Origin of the sequence: Paracoccus sp. PAMC 22219 (genome assembly GCF_000787695.1) — a bacterium.
Taxonomy (GTDB): domain Bacteria; phylum Pseudomonadota; class Alphaproteobacteria; order Rhodobacterales; family Rhodobacteraceae; genus Paracoccus.
The window spans coordinates 1-24,129 of sequence record NZ_BBPH01000129.1; the positions used below are offsets into that span (position 1 = coordinate 1).

22 protein-coding genes and 1 pseudogene are annotated in these 24,129 nt (G+C 67.5%); 13 read left to right on the forward strand and 10 right to left on the reverse strand.

Annotated features, from left to right (window positions below; genetic code table 11):
- Positions 1–136 precede the first annotated feature (136 nt).
- The 6 genes from TY51_RS14200 to TY51_RS14225 all read left to right on the forward strand — a co-directional run bounded on the left by TY51_RS14200 (position 137) and on the right by TY51_RS14225 (position 6,434).
- Positions 137–1,324 (forward strand): multidrug effflux MFS transporter, encoded by a 1,188-nt coding sequence (locus TY51_RS14200; RefSeq protein WP_042250552.1) that lies wholly within the window; start codon positions 137–139, stop codon positions 1,322–1,324.
- Between the two features lie 62 nt (positions 1,325–1,386).
- The gene (locus tag TY51_RS14205; protein WP_042250553.1) at positions 1,387–2,784 is read left to right on the forward strand and encodes a short-chain fatty acyl-CoA regulator family protein; all 1,398 of its coding nucleotides are present in this window, start codon (positions 1,387–1,389) and stop codon (positions 2,782–2,784) included.
- A 194-nt stretch (positions 2,785–2,978) separates the two neighbouring features.
- A complete protein-coding gene (locus tag TY51_RS14210; protein WP_042250554.1) occupies positions 2,979–4,259 on the forward strand; it encodes a M23 family metallopeptidase in 1,281 nt (426 codons plus the stop codon).
- Complete coding sequence (locus TY51_RS14215; protein ID WP_042250556.1) at positions 4,249–4,731, forward strand: polymer-forming cytoskeletal protein; 483 nt, start codon at positions 4,249–4,251, stop codon at positions 4,729–4,731. The genes TY51_RS14210 and TY51_RS14215 overlap by 11 nt, the downstream gene beginning before the upstream one ends.
- A 130-nt stretch (positions 4,732–4,861) precedes the next feature.
- Entirely contained in the window at positions 4,862–5,713 is an 852-nt protein-coding gene (locus tag TY51_RS14220; RefSeq protein WP_042250557.1) for a fumarylacetoacetate hydrolase family protein, read from the forward strand.
- A 4-nt stretch (positions 5,714–5,717) separates the two neighbouring features.
- The gene (locus tag TY51_RS14225) at positions 5,718–6,434 is read left to right on the forward strand and encodes an SDR family oxidoreductase (RefSeq protein WP_042250559.1); all 717 of its coding nucleotides are present in this window, start codon (positions 5,718–5,720) and stop codon (positions 6,432–6,434) included.
- Here the strand turns inward: TY51_RS14225 and coaD are convergent.
- The 3 genes from coaD to TY51_RS14240 form a co-directional block, all read right to left on the reverse strand.
- Entirely contained in the window at positions 6,431–6,922 is a 492-nt protein-coding gene (coaD, locus tag TY51_RS14230) for a pantetheine-phosphate adenylyltransferase (protein ID WP_042250561.1), read from the reverse strand. The two genes, TY51_RS14225 and coaD, sit on opposite strands and share 4 nt — an antisense overlap.
- Before the next feature lie 91 nt (positions 6,923–7,013).
- A complete protein-coding gene (locus TY51_RS14235; protein WP_042250563.1) occupies positions 7,014–7,475 on the reverse strand; it encodes a CBS domain-containing protein in 462 nt (153 codons plus the stop codon).
- A gap of 55 nt (positions 7,476–7,530) precedes the next feature.
- Positions 7,531–8,442 (reverse strand): LysR family transcriptional regulator, encoded by a 912-nt coding sequence (locus TY51_RS14240; protein WP_042250565.1) that lies wholly within the window; start codon positions 8,440–8,442, stop codon positions 7,531–7,533.
- Between the two features lie 101 nt (positions 8,443–8,543).
- Here TY51_RS14240 and TY51_RS14245 point away from each other — a divergent pair, with 101 nt between their 5' ends.
- From TY51_RS14245 to TY51_RS21200, 7 genes are all read left to right on the forward strand, one after another.
- On the forward strand, positions 8,544–10,043 hold the full coding sequence (locus TY51_RS14245; RefSeq protein ID WP_042250569.1) for a CoA-acylating methylmalonate-semialdehyde dehydrogenase: 1,500 nt from the start codon (positions 8,544–8,546) through the stop codon (positions 10,041–10,043).
- Between the two features lie 103 nt (positions 10,044–10,146).
- Complete coding sequence (locus TY51_RS14250) at positions 10,147–11,277, forward strand: carboxylate-amine ligase (RefSeq protein WP_042250572.1); 1,131 nt, start codon at positions 10,147–10,149, stop codon at positions 11,275–11,277.
- A 75-nt stretch (positions 11,278–11,352) separates the two neighbouring features.
- A complete protein-coding gene (locus TY51_RS14255; protein WP_042250574.1) occupies positions 11,353–12,498 on the forward strand; it encodes an acyl-CoA dehydrogenase family protein in 1,146 nt (381 codons plus the stop codon).
- A 1-nt stretch (position 12,499) separates the two neighbouring features.
- Positions 12,500–13,507, forward strand: coding sequence for an enoyl-CoA hydratase/isomerase family protein (locus TY51_RS14260; RefSeq protein ID WP_042250576.1), 1,008 nt, complete (start codon positions 12,500–12,502; stop codon positions 13,505–13,507).
- The gene (gene mmsB, locus TY51_RS14265; protein WP_042250578.1) at positions 13,504–14,373 is read left to right on the forward strand and encodes a 3-hydroxyisobutyrate dehydrogenase; all 870 of its coding nucleotides are present in this window, start codon (positions 13,504–13,506) and stop codon (positions 14,371–14,373) included. The genes TY51_RS14260 and mmsB overlap by 4 nt, the downstream gene beginning before the upstream one ends.
- Before the next feature lie 81 nt (positions 14,374–14,454).
- A complete protein-coding gene (locus tag TY51_RS14270; RefSeq protein WP_156118040.1) occupies positions 14,455–14,706 on the forward strand; it encodes a hypothetical protein in 252 nt (83 codons plus the stop codon).
- 95 nt (positions 14,707–14,801) lie between these two features.
- Positions 14,802–15,137: an RcnB family protein gene (locus TY51_RS21200; RefSeq protein ID WP_081995066.1), complete on the forward strand. Its 336-nt coding sequence runs from the start codon at positions 14,802–14,804 to the stop codon at positions 15,135–15,137.
- On the opposite strand, the gene recN is transcribed toward TY51_RS21200, so the two are convergent.
- The 7 genes and pseudogenes from recN to TY51_RS14305 all read right to left on the reverse strand — a co-directional run bounded on the left by recN (position 15,134) and on the right by TY51_RS14305 (position 23,988).
- On the reverse strand, positions 15,134–16,780 hold the full coding sequence (recN, locus tag TY51_RS14275; RefSeq protein WP_042250582.1) for a DNA repair protein RecN: 1,647 nt from the start codon (positions 16,778–16,780) through the stop codon (positions 15,134–15,136). The genes TY51_RS21200 and recN overlap by 4 nt on opposite strands.
- A gap of 28 nt (positions 16,781–16,808) precedes the next feature.
- Positions 16,809–17,657, reverse strand: coding sequence for an outer membrane protein assembly factor BamD (locus TY51_RS14280; RefSeq protein ID WP_042250584.1), 849 nt, complete (start codon positions 17,655–17,657; stop codon positions 16,809–16,811).
- 135 nt (positions 17,658–17,792) lie between these two features.
- Positions 17,793–18,728 (reverse strand): UDP-3-O-acyl-N-acetylglucosamine deacetylase, encoded by a 936-nt coding sequence (gene lpxC, locus TY51_RS14285; RefSeq protein ID WP_042250599.1) that lies wholly within the window; start codon positions 18,726–18,728, stop codon positions 17,793–17,795.
- 229 nt (positions 18,729–18,957) lie between these two features.
- Positions 18,958–20,555 (reverse strand): annotated as a pseudogene (gene ftsZ, locus TY51_RS14290) (cell division protein FtsZ).
- Between the two features lie 221 nt (positions 20,556–20,776).
- On the reverse strand, positions 20,777–22,111 hold the full coding sequence (gene ftsA, locus TY51_RS14295; protein ID WP_042250586.1) for a cell division protein FtsA: 1,335 nt from the start codon (positions 22,109–22,111) through the stop codon (positions 20,777–20,779).
- 3 nt (positions 22,112–22,114) lie between these two features.
- Entirely contained in the window at positions 22,115–23,065 is a 951-nt protein-coding gene (locus TY51_RS14300; protein ID WP_042250587.1) for a cell division protein FtsQ/DivIB, read from the reverse strand.
- Complete coding sequence (locus TY51_RS14305) at positions 23,053–23,988, reverse strand: D-alanine--D-alanine ligase (RefSeq protein WP_081995068.1); 936 nt, start codon at positions 23,986–23,988, stop codon at positions 23,053–23,055. The genes TY51_RS14300 and TY51_RS14305 overlap by 13 nt, the downstream gene beginning before the upstream one ends.
- Positions 23,989–24,129: the final 141 nt, after the last annotated feature.

The window sequence follows — 24,129 nt, forward strand, 5'->3', positions numbered from 1 at the left end:
CGGGGGGTCCGGGGGGCTGGCCCCCCGGCCTGCGTCGCGGGACGCAATCCATCTGGCGCATCCCCCCGCAGCCGCGCTATGGATTTCGCGCGGACGGTTTGCAGATCGTGCAGTCCGCTCCTCGAAAGGTCCGACCATGCGCACGCCCCCTCATCTTCTGACCCTCGTCGCCCTGTCCGGGGTGTCGGCGCTGTCGATGAACGTGTTCCTTCCCTCGCTTCCCGGCATGGCGCGCGATTTCGACGTCGATTACGGCGTGATGCAGCTGTCGGTCTCGGCCTATATCGGCGCCAGCGCGGTCCTGCAGCTGCTGGGCGGCCCGCTCAGCGACCGTTTCGGGCGCAGGCCCGTGGTCATCTGGGGGCTGGTGGGCTTCCTGCTGGCGACCATCGGCACGCTGCTGGCGACGACCGCGACCACCTTCCTCATCTTCCGGCTGGCGCAATCGGTCATCACCGTCTGCATGCTGGTCCCCCGCGCCGTGATCCGCGACCTGTATGACGGCGACCGCGCAGCATCGATGCTGGGCTATGTCACGATGGGCATGGCCGTCGTACCGATGATGGCCCCCGTCTTTGGCGGCATTCTGGACGAACTTTTCGGATGGCAGGCGAACTTCGCGGTCATGGGCATTCTGGGCATCGCCGTTCTGGCCCTGGCCTATCGCGATATGGGCGAAACCGTCCGCGGCGGCGGGATGAGCCTGCGTGCCCAGATGGTCAACTATCCGATCCTGGCACGATCGCACCGCTTCTGGGGCTACTGCCTTGCCGCCACGCTGTCGTCAGGGGCGTTCTTCGCCTATCTGGGCGGCGCGCCCTTCGTGGGCGAACAGGTCTTCGGCCTGACGCCCAAGCAAGTGGGGTACTGGTTCGCCGCACCCTCGATCGGCTACCTGCTGGGCAATTTCCTGTCGGCGCGGTTTTCCCCGGTGATGGGCCTGAACCGGATGATCCTGATCGGCGCGATCACCTGCCTCGTCGCGCTGTCGGCAGCCCTGCTGATCGACCTGATGGGATTCGTGCATCCGCTGGTCTTCTTCGGCGCCATCGCGCTGATGGGCCTTGGCAACGGCATGGTGCTGCCCAACGCGAATGCCGGGATGATGAGCGTGCGTCCCGAATTGGCCGGCACCGCATCGGGTCTGGGCGGTGCGCTGGCCGTGGCCGGGGGCGCGGCCCTGTCGGCGCTGGCGGGCGCGCTGCTGCAACCGGGCAGCGGTGCCACGCCGCTGCTGGCGATCATGTGCGCCTCCGCGCTTGGCGGGCTGTTGGCGATCACCCGGGTGCTGCGCCGCGAAAGACAGCTGGCCCTGCAGGGCTGAGCCCCTTGCCGGACGGCCTTTGCAACCGATAGAACCGGATTTGCAAACTCCGGGGGACGGCCATGGCCACGCAAAAGATCTATGCCGGCAGCGCGCTGCGCGAGACACGCGCCCGCGCCACCCTGACCCAACGCCGTTTTGCCGAAAAGCTGGGCGTGTCCCTGCCCTATCTGTCCCAGATGGAGAACAACCACCGCCCCATCAGCGCAGGCGTGCTGCTGCGCCTGGCGCAGGAATTCGGCGTCGATCTGACCACCCTGGCCGCGGGCGATGCCGAACGCATGGTCATCGACATGCAGGAGGCTTTGGCCGACCCGCTGTTCGACGCAGCCCCCCCTTTGGCGGACCTGCGGCTGGCCGCGACCAACGCTCCGGTGCTGGCCCGCGCCTTTCTGGACCTGTACCGCGCCCATCGCGAAGGACAGGAACGACTGGCCGCCCTGGACGAGGCGATCGGTGCCGCCAGCCAGAACAGTCTGTCGACCCCATGGGAGGAAGTTCGTGACTTTTTCCACTATTGCGACAACTACATCGACGCCGTCGACCGTGCCGCCGAACGCTTTGCCTGTCCCGACGGGCGGCGCGGCGACCCGTGGGCGATGGCCGTCGCGGCTCTGGCCGCCAAGGGCATCCGCGTCCAGCTGACCGAATTGCCCGCGAACGCGGTCTTTCGCCGCGACGGCGACCGCCTGCTGGTCAATGCCGCGGCCGAGGCTCCGACCCGCCTGTTCCAGCTGCTGCACCTTGTCGCGCTGGAGCGCCAGTCCGACCTGCTGGAGGCGACGCTGGACTTGGCGCGGTTCCGCAGCCCCACGGCCCGCCAGATCGCCCGGCTTGGCATGGCCAATTACTTCGCCGGTGCCGCCCTGATGCCCTATCGCGCCTTCATGGCCGCAGCCCAAGCCGAACGGCACGATCTGGAACGGCTGTCGCACCTGTTCAATGCGTCGCTGGAACAGGTGGCGCATCGTCTGTCGACGCTGCAGCGGCCGGGCGCCAAGGGGGTGCCGTTCTTTTTCGTGCGCGTCGATCAGGCCGGGACGATCACCAAGCGGCATTCCGCCACCCGCCTGCAATTTGCCCGCTTTGGCGGCGCCTGCCCGCTGTGGAACGTCCATCAGGCGTTCGAGCAACCCGGCCGCTTCCTGCGCCAGTTGGCCGAGACGCCGGACGGGGTCCGCTATCTGCTGCTGTCGCGCGACGTCTCGAAACATGCCGGGGCCTTCAACGCGCCGGTCCGCCGTTTTGCCATCGGCCTTGGGGTAGAGGTGACGCATGCGGCGGGGCTTGTCTATGCAGACGGGCTGGATCTGACCAAGCCGCGGGCCTATCAGCCCATCGGCATTTCATGCCGAATCTGCCCGCGGCCCGACTGTCACCAGCGATCGGTGCCGCCGATCGACCGGCCCCTGCGCATCCCGCAGGATCGTGACGGTCCCCTGCCCTATGAAATCGCCTAGCTTTCTCGCCCTCCGGTTGCAGAATTGGCGGATCCCCGCCGACCAAGGCAGGGTTCCGCCAATGGGGGGAACCAAACCGTAGGGTCTTGTTGCCAAGATGGCACAGCTGCTGTTTACCCGTGACCGAACGGAACAACCCGCCGAACTGCTGAAAACGGCGTGCCTTCGAGGGACAGTATCTGACAATGACGGTGATGGATCGACTGAACGCGTCGCTGGAAAAGTGGCTCCCGGAGCAACGGCTTTTCCTCCGCTCGGATGATACGACACGCTTTGTCCGCCTGCGCCCCGTGACCCAGATGGTCGGCATCAGCGGCATCACGCTGGTCTTTGGCTGGACCCTGGTCGCCAGCTCCTTCCTGGTCATCGACGCTGTCAGCTCGGGCAACACCCGCGACCAGATCCAGCGCAGCCAGGCCGCCTTCGAGGAGCGCCTGGCAGAGCTGCAGGCCGAACGCGACGCCCGCGCAGCCGAGGCGCTGGCCGCGCAGTCGCGCTTTGCCGTGGCGCTGGACCAGGTTTCGCAGATGCAGTCGCAACTGCTGTCGTCCGAGGAAAGCCGCCGCGAGATGGAGACCGGCCTGGCCGCCGTCCAATCGACGCTGCGCGACACGCTGGCCGACCGCGACACCGCCGTGGCCGCCGCTGATACCGGCGCGATCCCCGCCCCCGACCGGACCGAGGAATTCTCGGTCGCGCTGGACATCCTGTCCGGCGAGCTGCGCAGCTCTGCCGATCAGCGGAGCGAGGCCGTCGAGGAGGCGCAGGCCGCCAAGCTGACCGCCCAGGAACTGACCGTCGAGCGTGACCAGATCCTGGCCCGCAACGACGAGATCCTGACCCAGCTGGAGGACGCGGTGACCGTGTCCGTGGCCCCCCTGGACGAGGTCTTCCGCAATGTCGGCATGAACCCCGCCGAGGTTCTGCGCACCATCCGCAGCGGCTATTCCGGCCAGGGCGGACCGCTGACGCCGATGTCCTATTCGACCCGCGGCAACGCCGCGCTGACCGATACCGAGGTCAAGGCACGCCAGATCATCGTGACCCTGGACCAGATGAACACCTATCGCATCGCGATCGAAAAGCTGCCGCTGGCCATGCCGGTCACGCAGAACTTCCGCTACACTTCGGGCTTTGGCCGTCGGTGGGGCCGCATGCACGAAGGCATCGACATGGCCGGCCCCGTCGGCACGCCGATCCACGTGACCGGCGACGGTGTCGTGACATTCGCCGGCCGCCAGGGCGCCTATGGCAACCTGATCAAGATCCGCCACGAGCTGGGCACCGAAACACGCTATGCCCACCTGAACCGCATCCATGTAAAAGTTGGCGATCGGGTGTCGCAAGGCGACCGGATCGGTGATATGGGGAATACCGGACGCTCGACCGGGCCGCACCTGCACTACGAGGTGCGCATGAACGGTCGGGCCGTGGACCCGATGAGCTTCATCAAGGCAGCAGACAATGTTCAGTAAGACCCGCGTGACCGAGAACCGCCCGACCCCCGACGCCGCGCCGCAGACGGCCCCCGTTGCGCCCGAGCGCAGCCCGACCCCCGAGGCGCAGGCCACCGCCGCACCGCGCGTGCGCGTCGCCCCCTCGATCATGTCGGCCGACCTGACGGTGACGGGCAACATCAAGACCCAGGGCGACATCCAGATCGAAGGCACGGTCGAGGGCGACATCCGCGCCCATCAGCTGACCATCGGCGAATCCGCGACCATCAAGGGCGAGATCGTCGGCGACGACGTCATCGTCAACGGCCGCGTCATCGGCCGCGTCCGAGGCCTCAAGGTCCGACTGACCGCCACCGCGCGGGTCGAGGGCGATATCATCCACAAGACCATCGCCATCGAATCGGGCGCCCATTTCGAGGGTTCGGTCCAGCGCCAGGAAGACCCGCTGAACAACGGCGGCACCAAGAAGCTGGCCCCGCCGACCGAGTGATCGGCCCCTGCCTACCGTTCCGAAAGGCCCGCGTTTCGCGGGCCTTTTTCGTTTGGGCGGTGACGCTTGGCATTGCGATCCCCGCCCGCTGCGGGTCCAATGCGTCCGAACCACCGGGGGAAGGACGACGATGAAACTTGTACGATATGGCGCGGCGGGGTCCGAACGGCCGGGGATGCTGGACGATGCGGGCCGGGTCCGCGATCTGTCGGGGCATGTCGATGATCTGGCCGGGGCCGTCCTGACCCGCGCGGGGCTTGCGCGGCTGGCGGCGCTGGACCCCGAAAGCTTGCCGTTGGTGGACGGCACGCCGCAGCGTGACCTGCGCCTTGGCGCCTGCGTCGCGGGCGTGGGCAAGTTCATCGGCATCGGACTGAACTATGCCGATCACGCCGCCGAATCCGGGATGGATGTCCCGTCCGAGCCGGTCCTGTTCACCAAGTGGACCAGCAGCATCACCGGCCCCGACGACGACCTGCACCTGCCCAAGGGATCGCAGGCCACCGATTGGGAGGTCGAGCTGGGCATCGTCATCGGCGATGGCGGCCGCGACATCCCCTTGGCGCAGGCGCTGGATCACGTCGCGGGCTATTGCGTGGTCAACGACATCAGTGAACGCGACTGGCAGATCCGCCGCGGCGGCAGCTGGGACAAGGGCAAGGGATATGACGGCTTTGGCCCTATCGGCCCCTGGCTGGTCACGCGCGACGAAATCCCCGACCCCCAGGCCCTGCGCCTGTGGCTGGAGGTCGACGGGACCCTGCGCCAGGACGGCAGCACCGCGACGATGGTCTTTGGCGTGGCGCATCTGGTCGCCTATTGCTCGACCTTCGCGACGCTGATGCCGGGCGACATCATCACCACGGGCACCCCGCCCGGCGTGGGCATGGGGCAAAAGCCGCCGGTCTATCTGCGCGGCGGTCAGGTCATGCGCCTTGGCATCGACGGGCTGGGCACGCAGACGCAGACGGTGGTGGAATAGGGCGATGGACAGCATCCTGATCACCGGCGCGGGCAGCGGCATCGGCCAGGCCACCGCGCGTTTGTTCCTGGACCGCGGCTGGCGGGTCGGCCTGATCGGGCGCAGGCCCGACGCGCTGCACGACACCGCGGCGGGTCATGACGGCGCGCTGGTCCTGCCCTGCGACATCACCGATGACGCCGCGGTCGAGGCGGCATTCGCGCAGGCCCTGCAGGCATGGGGGCGGCTGGACGTGCTGTTCAACAATGCCGGTCGCGCGGCGCCGCTGGCCGATCCCGACCGGCTGTCGCCCGACGATTTCCGCGACGTGATCGCCACCAACGTGACCGGCATGTTCCTGTGTGCCCGCGCGGCCTTTGCCGCGATGCGGGCGCAGTCGCCGCAGGGCGGACGGATCATCAACAACGGATCGGTTGCGGCCCATGCGCCGCGCGCGGGGTCGGTCGCCTACACGATGTCCAAGCATGCCGTGACCGGCCTGACCCGCAGCCTGTCGCTGGACGGGCGCGCGGTGAACATCGCCTGCGGCCAGATCGACGTGGGCAACGCCGCGACGCAGCTGCTGCGTGAGGCTGCGGCCCGTGAGCCCGACGCCGAACCGGTGATCGACGTCGCCACCGTGGCCGAGGCCGTGTGGCACATGGCCACCCTGCCCCAAGGCGCGAATGTTCAGTTCATGACGCTGATGGCGACCAACATGCCCTTCATCGGGCGCGGTTAGCCATAGCGCTGCCGCAGCGCGTCGGCGACCGGGGGCGTCACAAATTTCGAGACGTCCCCGCCCAGACGCGCGATCTCCTTGACCAGCTTGGACGCGATGGCCTGGCGGCGCGCATCGGCCATCATGAAGACGGTCTCGATGCTGCTGTCCAGCGCGCGGTTCATGCCGACCATCTGGAATTCGTATTCGAAATCGGCCACGGCGCGCAGGCCGCGCACGATGATGCTGGCGCCGACGTCGCGGGCGCAGTCGATCAGCAGGTTCTCGAACGGGTGGACGACGATCTCTCCGCCGGTCTTGGCGACGATGGCGTCGCATTCGGCCTGGACCATCGCCACGCGGGCTTCCAGATCGAACAGCGGACCCTTGTCACGGTTGATCGCCACGCCGATCACCAGACGGTCGACCAGCGCCATCGCGCGCTGGATGATGTCGATATGTCCAAGCGTGATCGGGTCGAAGGTGCCGGGATAAAGGCCGATGCGCATGGATGTCGCGTCCTTGGGGTCATGGTCCTGACCCCAAGGCAAAGCGCATTTGACCCCGGATTGCAAGATCGTGAAGGGCTGCGACGATGCGTCAGGCGCCCATGATCATCCCGGTCAGGGCCTCTTTCTCGGCCGCCAGCTCCTTGAGCCGCCCGCTGACCGCATCCCCGATCGAGATCACGCCCAGCATGTTGCCCTGATCGTCAACCACTGGCATGTGCCGAAACCGACCCTGGGTCATGCGTTCCAGGATGGTCAGCGCGTCCTCTCCGGTGGTGCAGGTCTGGACCTGGGTAGTCATCACGCCGCTGATGGGCTGGGACAGAACGTCGGTGCCGTGCTTGCCCAGCTGGCGGACGATGTCGCGTTCGGACAGGATGCCTTCGGGACGGCGCCCGTCGGTGGACACGACCACCGCGCCGATGCGCTTTTCAGCCAGAAGGGTCGCAGCCTCGCCCAAGGTGGTGTGGGGCATGATCGTCACGATCGTGCCGGAATCGATCCACGGTTTGGCGTTGTCGGATTTCATCGACAGCAACTGCTTGACCAGCATGACGGGCCTCCCTTGGGCTTGTTCCCCCTCATCATTTTCGTCAAATCGGCCCGCGTCAAGAGCGACCATCGGGGGCTGCGGAAAGCTGCCCCTCCAGCCGGGCGACCTCGGCCCGGATGCCCTGCGCCACCGCCTCGGCCAAGAGCGTCAGCCGGCGGGATGCACGGTCGTCGGCGTGGCGGATCAACCAGAAGCTGCGCTTCAGCGAGATCCGGTCGGTCAGCAGGCGGCGGACACCGGGCGCAAAGGGAATGGCGAAATCATGCACGATGCCCAAGCCCGCCCCGGCGCGCACTGCCTGCATCTGAACTGCGACGGAATTGCTGCTGATCTGCGCCGCCTCGACCCCGGTTGCGGACAGGTAGTCCAGTTCACGGTCGAAGATCATGTCGGGGATATAGCTGATCATCCGGTGCCCCCGCAGATCATCCAGCGTCGTCAGCGGCGGGTGCCGGGCCAGATAGTCGTCGTGACCCGCCAGATGCAGGTGATAGTCGACCAGCCGCTGAACCATCAGCCGACCTGTGTCGGGGGGCGACACGGCAATGGCCATGTCGGCCTCGCGCCGGGTCAGGTTCACGACGCGCGGCAGGGCCACGATCTGGATCTCCAGCCCGGGATGGGCGGCACACAGGTCGCGCGCCACCTGCGGCAGCAGATAATTCGCGCATCCGTCCGGCGCCCCGATGCGCAGCTGCCCGGTCAGACCCGCATCGCCGGTCACGGCCTCGGCCGCGGCGGTGGCGGCGCGTTCAGCGGCCTCGGCCGGGGCCATCAGCCGCGATCCTTCGGCGGTCAGCTGATAACCCCCCGGCGTCTTCAGGAACAGCGCGGCACCGATCGACGCCTCCAGCCGCGCGATCCGGCGGCCCACGGTGGACGCGTCCATTGCCAGACGCCGACCCGCGCCCGACAGGCTCTCGGCCCGCGCGACGGCCAGAAAGATGCGCAGATCGTCCCAGTCCATCGGCTCACCTTTGCAAAAACGCAAAACCCTTTTGCCAGCATTCCCCTTTCTTCCGCAATTCCGCAAGACTAGGCTGCGCCCAACAGTTGCAGGAGGACGCGATGAAAGAGATACATCACTGGATCGACGGCAAGGAAGTCAAAGGCACCTCGGGCCGGTTTTCCGACGTCTACAATCCCGCCACGGGCGAGGTTCAGGCCCGCCTGTCGCTGATCACCAAGGCCGAGATGGACGACGCTATCGCCCGCGCAGCCAAGGCCCAGGTCGCATGGGGGTCCACCAACCCGCAGCGCCGCGCCCGCGTGATGATGGCCTTTGTCGGCCTGATCAACCGCGACATGGACAAGCTGGCCGAGGCGCTGTCCAGCGAACACGGCAAGACCTTCCCCGACGCCAAGGGCGACATCCAGCGCGGCCTGGAGGTGATCGAGTTCTGCATCGGCGCGCCGCATCTGCTCAAGGGTGAGTTCACCGACAGCGCCGGCCCCGGCATCGACATGTATTCCATGCGCCAGCCCCTGGGCGTGGTTGCGGGCATCACGCCCTTCAACTTTCCGGCCATGATCCCGCTGTGGAAGATGGGCCCTGCCCTGTCCGCGGGCAACGCGATGATCCTGAAGCCGTCCGAGCGTGACCCGTCCGTACCGCTGATGCTGGCCAAGCTGCTGCAGGAGGCCGGGCTGCCCGACGGCGTGCTGCAGGTGGTGAACGGCGACAAGGACGCGGTCGACGCGATCCTGGACAGCGAGGTCATTCAGGCCGTGGGCTTTGTCGGCTCGACCCCCATCGCGCAGTACATCTATGAACGCGCCGCTGCGACCGGCAAGCGTGCGCAGTGTTTCGGCGGTGCCAAGAACCACATGATCATCATGCCCGACGCCGACCTGGATCAGGCCGCCGACGCGCTGGTCGGTGCCGGTTTCGGGGCCGCGGGCGAACGCTGCATGGCGATCTCGGTCGCGGTGCCGGTGGGCGACAAGACCGCCGACGCGCTGATCGAAAAGCTGATCCCGCGGATCGAAAAGCTGAAGGTCGGTCCCTGGACCGCCGGCAACGATATCGACTACGGCCCGGTCGTGACCAAGGCCGCCAAGGAGAACATCCTGCGCCTGATCCAGACCGGCGTCGATCAGGGCGCGGACCTGGTCGTGGACAGCCGGGACTTCAACCTGCAGGGCTACGAGGACGGCTTCTTCGTCGGCCCCCACCTGTTCGACCGCGTGACCCCCGACATGGACATCTACAAGACCGAGATCTTCGGCCCGGTCCTGTCCACCGTCCGCGCCGCCACCTACGAAGACGCGATCAAGCTGGCAATGGACCACGAATACGGCAACGGCACCGCGATCTATACCCGCGACGGCGACACGGCGCGCGATTTCGCGAACCGCATCAACATCGGCATGATCGGCATCAACGTGCCGATCCCGGTGCCGCTGGCCTATCACACCTTCGGCGGCTGGAAGAAATCGGGCTTCGGCGACCTGAACCAGCACGGCCCGGATGCGTTCCGCTTCTATACGCGGACCAAGACCGTGACGGCGCGCTGGCCGTCCGGGATCAAGGAAGGCGGAGAGTTCAACTTCAAGGCCATGGACTGACGCCGAAACGGCACGCAACGCCGCGGGGGGTCCGGGGGGCAGCCAGCCCCCCGGCACGTCGCGGGACGCAAGCCCGGCGCGTCGTGGCAGCCAGGACCGACCCATGACGACCGACCCCGACTTCACCCTGGGCATCGAGGAGGAATACCTCCTCGTCGATGCCGAAACCCTGCAACTGGCCGCCGCGCCCGATGCCCTGATGGACGCGCTGCAGGCCGATCTGGGCGACCAGGTCAGCCCGGAATTCCTACGCTGCCAGGTCGAGATCGGCACCCCGGTCAGCCCCGACATCCGCGCCGCGGGCGACCATCTGCGCCACCTGCGCGGCACCGTCGCCCGGCGCGCCGCCGAATACGGGCTGGCCCCTATCTCGGCCTCCTGCCACCCCTTCGCGGACTGGCGCGATCAGGACCACACCGACAAGGACCGCTACAACCAGCTGTCGCGCGACATGGGCGGCGTGGCGCGCCGCATGCTGATCTGCGGCATGCATGTCCATGTGGGCATCCCAGACCCCGCGCTGCGCATCGACCTGATGAACCAGCTGGCCTATTTCCTGCCGCATCTGCTGGCGCTGTCCGCCTCCAGCCCCTTCTGGATGGGTGAGGATTCGGGCCTTGCCTCCTACCGCACCACGGTCTTCGGCGACATGCCCCGCACCGGCCTGCCCCCGCAGATGGGCAGCTGGGACGAATTCGAACGCTCGGTCCAGGCCCTGACCGATCTGGGCATCATCGAGGATAGCAGCAAGATCTGGTGGGACCTGCGCCCCAGCAGCAAGTATCCGACGCTGGAGACCCGCATCTGCGACGCCTGCCCGCGGATCGAGGATGCACTGACCTTGGCTGCGCTGATCCAGACCACCCTGCGCATGCTGTGGCGCCTGTCGCGCAGCAATCAGCGCTGGCGGCAATACGAGCCCTTCCTTCTGGCCGAGAACCGCTGGCGCGCGCTGCGCTATGGCACGACCGAGGGGCTGATCGACTTTGGCGCGGGGCGGATCATTCCGTTCGACCAGATCGCCGACGACTGGCTGGGTCTGATCGCGCAGGATGCCGACGCGCTGAACTGTCAGCCCCACGTCGCCCGCCTGCGAGACATGGTGGCCCACGGTACCGCGGCCGAGACGCAGCGCGCCGTCCACGCCCGCGCCCGCCATGCGGGGGCCGATGACGCCCACGCCCTGCAGGCCGTCACCCGCCACCTGACGCAGGAGTACACCCGCGACCTGTGAGCGCTTGCAACACTGTGGCAACATCTGCCAATTAAACACCTGTTCAATTCAGACCGGTCCGGGGAGGGGCTGCCGATGGATTTCGCACTGACCGAGGAACAGCAGGCCATCTTCGACATGGCCCGCGATTTCGGGGCCGACCGCATCGCGCCCCATGCGCAGGAGTGGGAGCGTCAGGGCACCATCCCGCGCGACCTCTGGCCCGACGTGGCGGCCCTGGGTCTGGGCGGCATCTTCGTCTCCGAGGATCACGGCGGCACGGGCCTGTCGCGCCTGGACGGCACGTTGGTCTTCGAGGCGCTGTCGATGGCCTGCCCCTCGGTCGCGTCCTTCCTGTCGATCCACAACATGTGCGGCGGCATGATCGACAAGTTCGGCAGTGACGAGGCGCGCGACCGCTGGCTGCCCGATCTGTGTGCGATGAAGACGATCTTCAGCTATTGCCTGACCGAACCGGGGTCAGGGTCCGACGCGGCCGCCCTGCGCACCCGCGCCGACCGCGACGATCAGGGCTGGCGCCTGAACGGGACCAAGGCCTTCATCAGCGGCGGCGGCTACAGCGACGTCTATGTCGCGATGGTGCGCAGCGGCGCAGACGGCCCCAAGGGCATCAGCACCGTCATCGTGGAAAACGGCACCCCCGGCCTGTCCTTCGGCGGGCTGGAGGACAAGATGGGCTGGCGGTCCCAGCCCACCACCCAGGTCCAGTTCGACGACTGTATCGTGCCTGCCGCCAACCTGCTGGGCGAGGAGGGCCGCGGCTTCAGCTATGCCATGGCGGGGCTGGACGGCGGGCGCCTGAACATCGCCGCCGCCGCCCTGGGCGGGGCGCAATCGGCACTGGACCGGACGCTGGCCTATATGGGCGACCGCAAGGCCTTCGGCAAATCGCTGGACCAGTTCCAGGCCCTGCAGTTCCGCCTGGCCGAGATGGAGACCGCCCTGCAATCCGCACGCATCCTGCTGCGCCAGGCGGCGTGGAAGCTGGACCATGGCACACCCGATGCGACCAAGTTCTGCGCGATGGCGAAACTGCACGTTACCGACCGCGCCTTTGACGTCGCCAACCAGTGCCTGCAGCTGCATGGCGGCTATGGCTATCTGGCCGATTATGGCATCGAAAAGATCGTGCGCGACCTGCGCGTCCACCAGATCCTGGAGGGCACGAACGAGATCATGCGCCTGATCATCAGCCGCGCCCTGCTGGCGGAAAGGGCCTGACATGGACGACCTGACCATCCGCACCGCCGGGCGTGCCGGGCGCATCACCTTTACCCGGCCCAAGGCGCTGAACGCCCTGACCCACGCGATGGCCCGCGACATCCATGATGCGCTGGACGCATGGCGCGACGATCCCGCGGTCGCGCTGGTCATCATCGATGCCGAAGGCGACCGCGCCTTTTGCGCCGGCGGCGATATCGCGGCGGTCTATCACGCGGGGCTTGCGGGCGATCACCGGGTCGGCCGCGATTTCTTTCGCGACGAATACCGGATGAACGCGGCCATCGCTGATTTCCCCAAGCCCATCGTGGCCTTCATGCAGGGCTTCGTAATGGGCGGCGGCGTGGGGGTGGGCGGACATGCCAGCCACCGGATCGGCGGCGACACGACCCGCATCGCGATGCCCGAAAGCGGCATCGGCCTGATCCCGGACGTGGGCGGCACCTGGCTGCTGGGCCGTGCGCCGGGCCGGATCGGCGAATACCTGGCCCTGACAGGCGCACGGATGGAGGCGGGCGACGCGATCCACGCGGGCTTTGCCGACCTCTACATCCCCGAGGCCGACTGGCCTGATCGGATCGCCATGCTGCAGGACAGCGGCGATGCCGGGTCGCTGCGCGGCCACCCTGCCCCGCCCGCCACGCTGGACCGGCGCGACCTGTCGGCCTTTGGCGGTCGCCATGTGCCCGACATCATCGCCGGGCTGGAACAGGTGGGCGACACCGAATCGCTGAACGCGCTGCGCCGCAATTCACCGCTGTCGATGGCGGCAGGGCTGGCGATGGTGCGCGCCGCACGCGGCGACGACCGCATGCAGCAGTCGCTGTCGCGCGAGTACCGCTTTACCGCCCGCGCCACCGCCGAAAGCGATTTCCTGGAGGGCGTGCGCGCCCAGATCATCGACAAGGATCGCAAGCCCGTCTGGCGCCGTGACGCGTCCGAGGACACGGTGCGCGCGATGCTGGCCCCGCTTGGGGATGACGACCTGAAATGGGAGAATGCAGAATGAAGATCGGGTTCATCGGACTGGGCAACATGGGCGCGCCCATGGCCGCCAACCTTGCCGCCGCGGGCCATCAGGTCGTGGGTTTCGACACCGCCGCCCCCGCGCCCGCGGGCGTGACCCCTGCCGCCAGCGCGGCCGAGGCTTCGGCGGGCGCCGACGTGGTCTTCACCATGCTGCCCAATGGGCAGATCCTGCGCGCCGTGGCCGATCAGATCATCCCCGCCATGCGTCAGGGCGCGGTCCTGTGCGACTGTTCGACCGTGGACGTGGACAGCGCGCGGGCTGTGGCAGAGGTCGCGCATGCCGCGGGGCTTGGCGCGCTGGACGCGCCGGTGTCTGGCGGAACGGGGGGCGCACAGGCCGGAACGCTGACCTTCATGGTCGGCGGCAGCGATGCCGATTTCGCAACCGTCCAGCCGCTGTTCGCGGTGATGGGCCAGAAGGCCGTCCATTGCGGCGACAGCGGTGCGGGACAGGCGGCCAAGATCTGCAACAACATGATCCTGGGCGTCACCATGATCGCCACCTGCGAGGCCTTTGCACTGGCCGACAAGCTGGGGCTGGACCGCCAGAAGATGTTCGACGTCGTGTCGACCAGTTCGGGCTACAGCTGGTCGATGAACGCCTATTGCCCCGCGCCGGGCGTGGGTCCGGTCAGCCCGGCGGACAACGGCTACAAGCCGGGATTTGCCGCCGAACTGATGCTCAAGGATCTGGGACTTTCACAGCAGGCGGCCGAATCGGTGGGTGCGCAGACCCCGATGGGGGCGCTGGCGCATCAGCATTACGACGACTTCGTCACCCGCGAAGACGGGCGCGGACAGGATTTTTCGGCCATGCTGCCGCGATTCACCGCGCGGAACGGCTGATCGGAACGGGTTGTTAACCCCTGTCGTGATGATATGCGGTGGCGAACCTGCCAACGGGGTGCAGCCACCATGGACCGGATCTTGCGACGTTTCTGTACCGCCCTGCTGATCGGCGCCTGCGCGCAGGTTCCGCAGGGCGTCACCGCGCAGCAGCCCCCGCCCGTCGGAGAGGTGCCGGCGCCGGAGCAGATCCAGCCGATCGACAATCCCGGCGAGGTTGGTCTTGGTCCCGAACTGCCGGGCAGCGTCTATGCCGTGGTGTCCGGTCACCTGGTCCGCATCCAGGTCGGCAGCGGCAAGATCCTGTCGGTTCTGCGCCCCCTGCCCGACTGAACGTGGCAGTTCGGCACCGTCATGCCAGCCATGCGGGATTGCAGCGGAACCCGCCAGTCCATCCCGGGTTGGGTCGATGTAACTGATCCGAGGATATGATGACGCCGCTGCACCCCCTTGCCGCCGTGGCGGCCGGGACGATGCTCGGCCTTGCCGCTCTCACAGCCCCCAATACCACGCCGACGCGTGGTTTGCAGGCACTGCCTGACTGCAGTTCGGAATGTGCCGGAATGTCGCCTGCTGTCCCCGCGGTGGGAATGGGCGTCCCGGACGACCAGCTTCATCATGTCAGCATGCCGGGACGCTATGGTCTGTCGGAACCGCCGGAAGGCGACGGATATGCCATCGTCGGCGGCCATCTTGTGCGGATAGATGCAGCGGACGGGCGGATCCTGTCCGTGTTGCGCCCCGCGCCGCGGATCCTGGACTAACCGTCCAGCAGGGCGCGCGCGGCTTCGGTCGCGGCGTCGGTGACGCGGTCGCCCGCCAGCATGCGCGCGATTTCGGCCACCCGCTCCGGTTCCGGCAACGGTGTCACAGTCGAGGTCGTCATCCCGTCCGTCACCGATTTGGACACCCGGAAATGAACCGCGCCCAAGGCCGCCACTTGGGGTGAGTGCGTGATGACCAGCACCTGTGCCCCATTGGCCAGGTTCTGCAGCCGCCGCCCCACCGCATCGGCCGTGGCCCCGCCCACACCGCGATCGATCTCGTCAAATATCATCACCAAAGCATCGTTGCCGCGCGCCAGACAGACCTTCAGCGCCAGCAGGAACCGAGACAGCTCTCCACCCGATGCGATCTTGTCCAGCGGGCCGGACGGCGCGCCGGGGTTGGTCGCCACGGTAAAGGCCACGGTATCGCGCCCTTCGGGGCCGGGATCGGCAGGCGACACCACGGTGCGGAACACCGCGCGTTCCATCTTGAGCGGGATCAGTTCGGCCGTCACGGCCTGATCCAACCGGCCCGCCGCCTCGGTCCGCGCGGCGGTCAGGGCGGCAGCGGCGGCGTCATAGGCCGTCTCGGCATCACGCGCGGCGCGGCGCAGGTCGCCCATCCGCGCCTCGCTGGCGTCCAGACGCTCCAGCCGGTCGCGCAACTGCTGCGCCAGCCCGGCCAGATCGTCGGGCAGGATGTCATGCTTGCGCGCCAAGGCCCGCAGCGCGAACAGCCGTTCCTCGGTCGATTCCAGCGCATGGGGGTCGAAATCCAGCGCAGCCAGCGTGTCCTCGACCCCGCGCGTGGCTTCCCCCAACTCGATCAGCGCACGGGACAGCGCGGCCAGCGGCTCGTCCAAGCGACCGTCGGCCTGCTCGGATGCGCCCTCCAGCCAGCGCGCGGCATCAACCATCGCGCCTTCGGCACCGTCGCCGGCCAGCATCTGCAGGGCACGCGCCACGTCGTCGCGGATGCGTTCGGCCCCCTGCATGGCGCGACGGGCCACGTCCAGACGCTGCTCCTCTCCGGGTTCGGGGGACAGCTTGTCCAGTTCGGCCACGGCGTGGCGCAGAAACTCCTCCTCCTGGCGGGCGGCGGCCAGCGCGGCTTCGGCTTCGGCCAGAGCGCGGGCAGCCTCACGTCGGGCGGCCCAGGTCTGGCGGACCGCAGACAGATCCATCGCGCCGAACGCGTCCAGCAGGGTCCGGTGACCGCGCGGATTCAGCAGTCCGCGGTCGTCATGCTGGCCATGCAGTTCGACCAGAACCTCGGACAGTTGCCGCAGAACTTCGCCCGACACGCGGCGGTCGTTGACCCAGCCCGTCTTGCGCCCGTCCAGCGCGTTCACCCGGCGCAGGATCAGTTCGTCATCGTCGATGGTGATCCCGGCCTCGGCCAGCAGGGCGCGGGCCGGATGGGCCTCGGGCAGGTCGAACACCGCCTGAACCTCGCCCTGCGCGGCGCCCTGGCGGACCAGTTCTGCACGGCTGCGCCAGCCCAGCACAAAACCAAGGCAATCCAGCAGGATCGACTTGCCCGCCCCGGTTTCCCCGGTCAGCACGTTCAGGCCCGGGCCGAACGACAGGTCCAGCCTGTCGATCAGCAGCATGTCGCGGATGTCCAGCGATCTCAGCATGGGCCGCAGCCCCTGCGCGCGATGTGCATTACAGCCAGCGTCCCTGGATCGTCTGGCGATAGACGTTGGTCAGCCAGCTGTCGCCCTGCACCTCGGCCGACAGGCCGCGGCCACGAAGCTGGCGGAACGCGTCGTCATAGAAGGGCGACGACTGGAAGTTGTGGCCCAGGATCGCGCCCGCCGTCTGCGCCTCGTCCAGAAGGCCAAGCGCCAGATAGGCCTCGACCAGACGCAGCAGCGCCTCCGGGGTCTGGGTGGTGGTCTGGAATTCCTCAACCACGACGCGGAAGCGGTTCACGGAGGCGGCGTAATGACCCTGTTTCAGGTAATAGCGCCCGATCTCCATCTCCTTGGCGGATAGATGGTCGAAGGCAAGATCGAACTTCAGGATCGAACTGCGGGCATATTCGCTGTCAGGATACTGTTCGATCACCGTGCGAAGGCCCTGCAGGGCCTGAAAGGTCAGGCCCTGGTCGCGGCCCACGTCGTCGATCTGGTCGTAATAGGACAGCGCCAGCAGATATTGCGCATAGGCGGCGTCCTCATCCGTCGGATAGGTGTCCAGAAAGCGCTGCGCGGCGCCGCGCGCCTCCTCATAGTTGCCGGCCTTGTGGTTGCCATAGGCCTGCATGATCAGCGCGCGTTTGGCCCATTCGGAATAGGGATACAGCCGTTCGATCTCGCTGAAATAGATCACCGCATCTTCCGGCTTGTCGCTGTTCTCCAGCTCGAACTCGCCGCGCTTGTAGATTTCCTCGGCCGTATAGCGGTCCAGATTCTGCCGTTGTGCCGCGTCTCGGTTGCCGCCGCAGCCGGTCAGGACAACGCCCGCCAGCACCGCAGCCACCACCGAAGCCGAGATTTTCGAGCCCGCCATCTTTATCCTGCCCTACGATTTGCCGATGCGCTGCCCGCATGCGGGCGGCGCTGCCGGGATCCTCTAGCACAGAACATCAGGGGGCGCAAAATGGCAATCCGTTGAATTCGGCCAAGGTCCCGGCGTCGCGCGCCGTCACTCGGCGGCAAAGGCCGCGGCAAGGTCGGGGCGTGCATAGTCGGCCACACCCGCACCCGGCAGACGACCTTCAAGCTCGGGCGTGCAACGCTCCCACATCCATGCGGTGGGGTCCGCGAACAGCGCCCGCAGCAGGCGGTTCGTCATCGCGTGGCCCGCACGGTGGCCCGTGTAACGCGCCAGCAGCGGCGCGCCGGCCAGCGCCAGATCGCCGGTGGCGTCCAGCATCTTGTGGCGCACGGCCTCGTCCGCGTGGCGCAGACCGCCCGGCGACAGGACACGCCCGCCATCCACCACGACCGCGTTCAGATAGGTCCCGCCCAAGGCCAGACCGTTCCGGCGCATCGCCTCGACATCAGAGGCGCGGCAGAAGGTGCGGCTGTCGGCCAGTTCGCGCAGGAATGCGCCGTTGGCCATGTCCAGGCACTTTTCCTGATGCCCGATCGCGGCATCAGTGAAGTCGATCTCGAAATCGATCTCCAGATGATCGGCAGGCGACAGGCGAGCAAAGGCATCACCCTCGCGGACCTCGACCGTGCGCAGGACGCGGATCGCGCGCAGCGGCGCCGTCTGACGGGCAATGCCGGTGTCCAGGATCGCATCGACGAAGGGCGCGGCCGACCCGTCAAGGATCGGAATCTCCGGCCCGTCGACGGTGATCAGCGCATTGTGGATGCCGGTGCCGGCCAGCGCGGCCATGACATGCTCGACGGTCGACAGGGTCACGCCGTGGCCGTTGTCCAGCAGCGTGCACAGCTTGGACGGGGTCACGTGGTCCCACAGCGCCGGAATGTCGACGGCAGGCGTCAGGTCGATGCGACGGAAGACGATGCCATGGTCGGGACGCGCAGGGTGCATGACCAGACACGCGGGCGCGCCGGAGTGAAGCCCCACGCCCTGGAATGTCACCTTGTCTTTCAGCGTCGCCTGCATGATCTGCCTGCCTTCGGATTCGTCGCGGGGCGAGGTTGCCCCTTCTGTCATTCCAGCTAGGTCCGGCAGTGAACGCATTCAATTAACGTTTTGTAACGGGGTGAAACATTCGCCCGCCCTGCCCTGCGAACCCACCCGCATTTTGCGCCAACAGGTTGTCCTGCAATGGAAAAGGGCCGCTTTGCAGCGGCCCTTGCAACCCTTGGATGTGCCGGCTTCGTGATCCGGCTCAATTGGCCTGACGGCGCAGGAAGGCCGGGATCTCGACATTGTCCTTGCCGCTGGTGTCGGGGCTGGCCAGGTCGTCAAAGTCCGTGTCCTGGCGTGCGCGCACCGCGACACGCTCGTTCACGCGTTCCGCGATCGACGAAGCGGCCGGTTTTGCGGCGCCCGGTTGATCGTTGCCATGCCCTGCCATGCGCTCCAGCATCCGGCCAAGGCCGCTCATCCGGCTGTTGGCGCCCTGAGCGGGCTGCTGTTGCGGCTGAGCCTGTGCCGGGGCTCGGCCGTGGTTGTCCACGGCGCGGCGCAGGCGGTCCATCACCTCGGGGGCGGGCTGACCGGCACGCGGCGACTGCGGCGCACGGGGCGCGACAAAGGCCGACGCGTCGTCGTCAATCCGCACGGCATTCTGACGGGCGCTGTCCTTGGGCTGATAGGCCGGCTGCGGCATGTCCTCTTCGGCGCGCAGATCGTGGCGCGGCGCCTCGGCACGCGGCATCTCGGCGGCGCTGGAGATCGGGGGCGCAACCCGGCGCGCCGGGATCGCCGGCTGCTCATCGGCGGCGGCGCCGACCTGCGGGTTCTGGGTCAGCGGCGCTGCCATGCCACGGCGGGGCGAGGGAACCTCGGCCACGGCGGCCGCGGCATCGATGCCGGTCGCGACGACCGACACGCGGATCGTGCCGTCCATGTCGGGGTCCAGGGTCGAACCCACGATGATGTTGGCATCGCTGTCGACCTTGTCGCGGATGACGTTGGCGGCCTCGTCCAGCTCGAACAGGGTCATGTCATAGCCGCCGGTGATGTTGATCAGCACGCCGCGGGCGCCGTTCAGGCTGATCTCGTCCAGCAGCGGGTTTGCGATGGCGCGCTCGGCGGCTTCCTGGGCGCGGTTCTCGCCCGAGGCTTCGCCGGTGCCCATCATGGCCTTGCCCATCTCGTCCATGACGGACCGAACGTCGGCAAAGTCCAGGTTTATCAGGCCAGGCTTGACCATCAGGTCGGTCACGCCCTTGACGCCCTGATACAGCACGTCGTCGGCCAGCGCGAAGGCGTCGGTGAAGGTGGTCTTTTCGTTGGCCAGCCGGAACAGGTTCTGGTTCGGAATGATGATCAGCGTGTCCACGACCTTCTGCAGGGCCTCAACGCCCTCCTCGGCCTGGCGCATCCGCTTGGTACCCTCGAACTGGAAGGCTTGGTCACGACGCCGACGGTCAGGATCCCCATCTCGCGCGCGGCTTGGGCGATGATCGGGGCAGCGCCGGTGCCGGTGCCGCCGCCCATGCCGGCGGTGATGAAGCACATGTGCGCGCCCATCAGGTGATCGACGATGTCCTCGATCGTCTCCTCGGCGGCCTTGGCGCCGATGGTGGGCTTGGCGCCCGCGCCCAGACCCTCGGTGACCTTGGGCCCGATCTGGATGCGCGAGGTGGCACGCGACTGCTGCAGCGCCTGCGCGTCGGTGTTGGCCACCACGAACTCGACCCCGTCGAGCTGCTTCTGAATCATGTTGTTGACGGCATTGCCACCCGCGCCACCGACACCGAAGACGGTGATGCGCGGCTTCAGCTCTTCTTCGTCATTCATCATCAGATTGAGGTTCATGGTGTCCGCCTGTTACCGCTGCTGCATTGGGGAGGCGGGTGTGCCGCTCGAATCCCATTTCTTGATGGTTACCGTAACAATTCGCACCAGTTCCGTCACCCGAAAAAGCCGGGGGTTTCGCAAAATATGGCAGTGCCTCCCTTGAAATAGGCGGCATCTTGCCATGTCCCCCGAATGTGGTGGGAACGCCCCTACCACGACACAGAACCAAGGTGGTGCAATCACCAGTTGTTCTTGAACCAGCGATAGGCGCGCCGCAGACTGCGGGCAGGATAGCGGTCTGCAGGCATTTCAAAGTCCCACCACTCATCCTGTGGATGAGCGGCGAACAGGGCTAGGCCGACCGCGCTGGAAAAGCTGGGATCGGTCAGCTGATGGGCCAACCCGTCGATGCGCAGCGGGCGACCGCAGCGGACGTTGGGCCCCAGGATGCGCGTCGCCAGCCCGTCCAGGCCGGGGATCTGGCTGCCACCGCCGGTCAGCACGATCTGCTGGCTGGGCATCCAGTCGAATCCGGCGGCGTCCAGCACCTCGCGGACATGTTCCAGCATTTCCTCGACGCGGGGGCGCATGACGCCGATCACGTCGGCGCGGCTGACCTGGCGGCGGTCCGCCTCCCAGTCCCCGGTCTCCCCGCCGACCTCGATCATGTCGCGGTCGTCGCGGCCCGTGGCCTCGACACCCCCGTTCAGGGTCTTCAGGCGCTCTGCCATGGGCAGGCTGACGCGCAGGCCCTGGGCGATGTCCTGGGTGATCAGGTTGCCACCGATGGGCACGTGATCGGAAAAGATCATGTGCTTTTTCACGAAGATCGACACACCGGTGCCGCCGCCGCCGAAATCGACGCAGGCCGCGCCCAGCTCCTGCTCGTCCTCGACCAGCGATGCGCGGGCCGAGGCATAGGGCGCCGACGCAATCCCTGCCAGTTCCAGATCACAGCGGCGGATGCACTGCACCAGGTTGCCGATGGAATCGCCGTCGACGGTCAGCACGTGCATGTCGCAGAACAGCTTGTTGCCCAGGTGGTCGCGCGGATCGGCCAGGTTGCTGCGGTTGTCGACCGCGAAATTCACCGGTTGCGCGTGCAACACCTCGCGGCCACGGCCGAAATCGGGCGCGTCGCAGGCGGCCAGCACGGATGCCACGTCATGTTCGCCGACCTTGCCGGATTCCAGCACGATCTCTCCGGCCAGACCATAGGACGACGGACGCCCGCCCGACAGGCAGGCGATGACGTGATCGACCCGCACGCCCGCGACCTTCTGGGCGGCGGCGACCACGGTGCGGATGGCGCGCTCGGTCTCGGCCATCGTCTCGATCTCGCCGCGGCGCATGCCGCGCGACCGGGTCGAGGCCGCGCCGATCACGCGGAAATTCACCTGCCCTGCCATCGGACCCACACCGTCCGTCTCACGGAAGGTGCCGGTGCCGTCGATGCGCAGGACCAGGCAGGCGATCTTGGACGTGCCGATGTCCAGAATGCCGATCACGCCCCGTTGCAGGGCCGCCCGGCGAATGTTTCGCATCGCGCGCTGCGTCTGATACAGATCCGCCATTCCTCAGCCCTCCGTCGTGTCTTGATCGGGCAGCACGCTGCCATCGGGTCCCAGCAACGGCAGGCCGCGTGCCGTGCGTATCGTGTTGCGCGCATCGATCCCAAGCCGCAGCACGGGGCGCGTCGGGTCGCGCAGATCGACGATGTCGATGTCGCGGCCCAGCATGTCCTCGGCCCGGTCCATCGCGATGGCGGCCTCCAGCGCGATCACCGCGCCGGTTTCCGGCAGCAGGATGCGCTGGCCGTGATCCAGGACCAGGTCCCACCGCCGTTCGCCGCGCCGCACTAGCCCGCGCACGCGCGGCAGGATGGGGCCTGCCGCATCGAACAGGGCCATCGCCTCGGTCGTGGCCAGATCAGCGCCCTCTCCGGTGATCAGCGGCAGGTCGGACCGGACCTCGCGCGAGGTCAGGCTGGCCACGCGGTGGCCGCCCGCGTCCAGCATGTCGATGCCGCGCGCGTGGCGCCACAGGATCGCGGGTTCGCGTTCCTTGACCACCGCCGACAGGATGCCGCCGGGCTTGATGCGCAGGTCGATGGATTCGACCGCATCCAGCTGCAGCACCTGCAGCCGCAGCGCCGCCAGATCGATGTCGAAGCTGGAGGCCGGCAGGTCCACCGGCAGCATCGCCCGCAGCGCGCGGTCGACCACGGGCGTCGCGCCCTCGATCGTCATGATGCGGACCTGGAATTCGTCGCGGCTTTGCACCTTGGTGACGACGCTTGTGACGTTGTCGCTCAGCGCGGCGCGGCGATCCTCGTCCGACAGCCACAGCCCGGCGATCATCGCGATCGCGAACGCAGGCAGGCCCACGCGCAGCACCCGGCGGTACAGCGGCGTCAGCCACATCCGTTCAAGGCGATATTTCAGGCGCGACGGCGCGGGGTCGCGGCGTTGCCGCGCGGCGGGCGGGGTGATCTGCTTTCCGGGGCGGTGATCGATCACGACCGGCACAGCGCGTCCTCCACCATCCAGCGCATCAGCGCGGGAAAATCGATGCCGGCATGGGCCGCCTGTTCGGGCGCCAGGCTGGTCGGCGTCATGCCGGGCTGGGTATTAAGCTCCAGGATGATCAGCCCGTCCAGGCCGCGCGCCTCGTCCCACCGGAAATCGGTCCGCGTCAGGCCGGTGCAGCCAAGCGCCTTGTGCGCGCGCACTGCCATCTCCAGGCAGGCGGCGCGGATGTCGTCGGGGATGTCCGCGGGGATCACGTGGCGCGACCCGCCGACGGTATATTTCGCGGCGTAATCGTACCAGCCGCTGGTCAGGATCTCGGTTACGTCCAGCGCACGGTCGCCCATCACCGTGGTCGTCAGCTCGCGTCCGGGCGCATAGGTTTCCACCATCACGCGGTCGGGCATCTCGGCGGACAAAGCGGGCGGCTGGTTGGCGCCGTCATGGACGATATAGACGCCGACGGATGACCCTTCATCGTTGGGCTTGACCACATAGGGGGGCGGAATGACGTGGCGCAGGCGCACCTCGGCCGCGTCGGCGATCACGCTCTCGACGACCGGAAGACCAGCGGCGCGGAACGCCTGCTTGGCGCGGGTCTTGTCCATCGCCAAGGCCGATGCCAGCACGCCAGAATGGGTATAGGGCACGTCAAGCCAGTCCAGCAGGCCCTGGACGCAGCCATCCTCTCCCCACCGGCCGTGCAGGGCGTTGAAGACGACATCGGGGGACGCATCGGCCAGACGCCGGACGATCTCGTCCCCGCGCGCGGTTCCCAGATCGATTTCCGTCACCTGATATCCCGCCACCCGCAGCGCATCCGCGCATTCGCGTCCCGACGACAGCGACACCTGGCGTTCAGCCGAGGGTCCGCCCATCAGAACAGCGACCGAGTGGGCTGTCCTGCTCGACCTGCCCGCCACTTTTCGCCTTTCGTGCCCGGTTGATCCGGGCTTGATCCGTCCGCGCCCCCTTGGTCGGGGACGTCATATCGGGTCAGGATACAAGCAAAGGGCGAACCGCAAAAGCTGAATTTCGGCTGTGCGCGCAGAATGTTGCGCGAA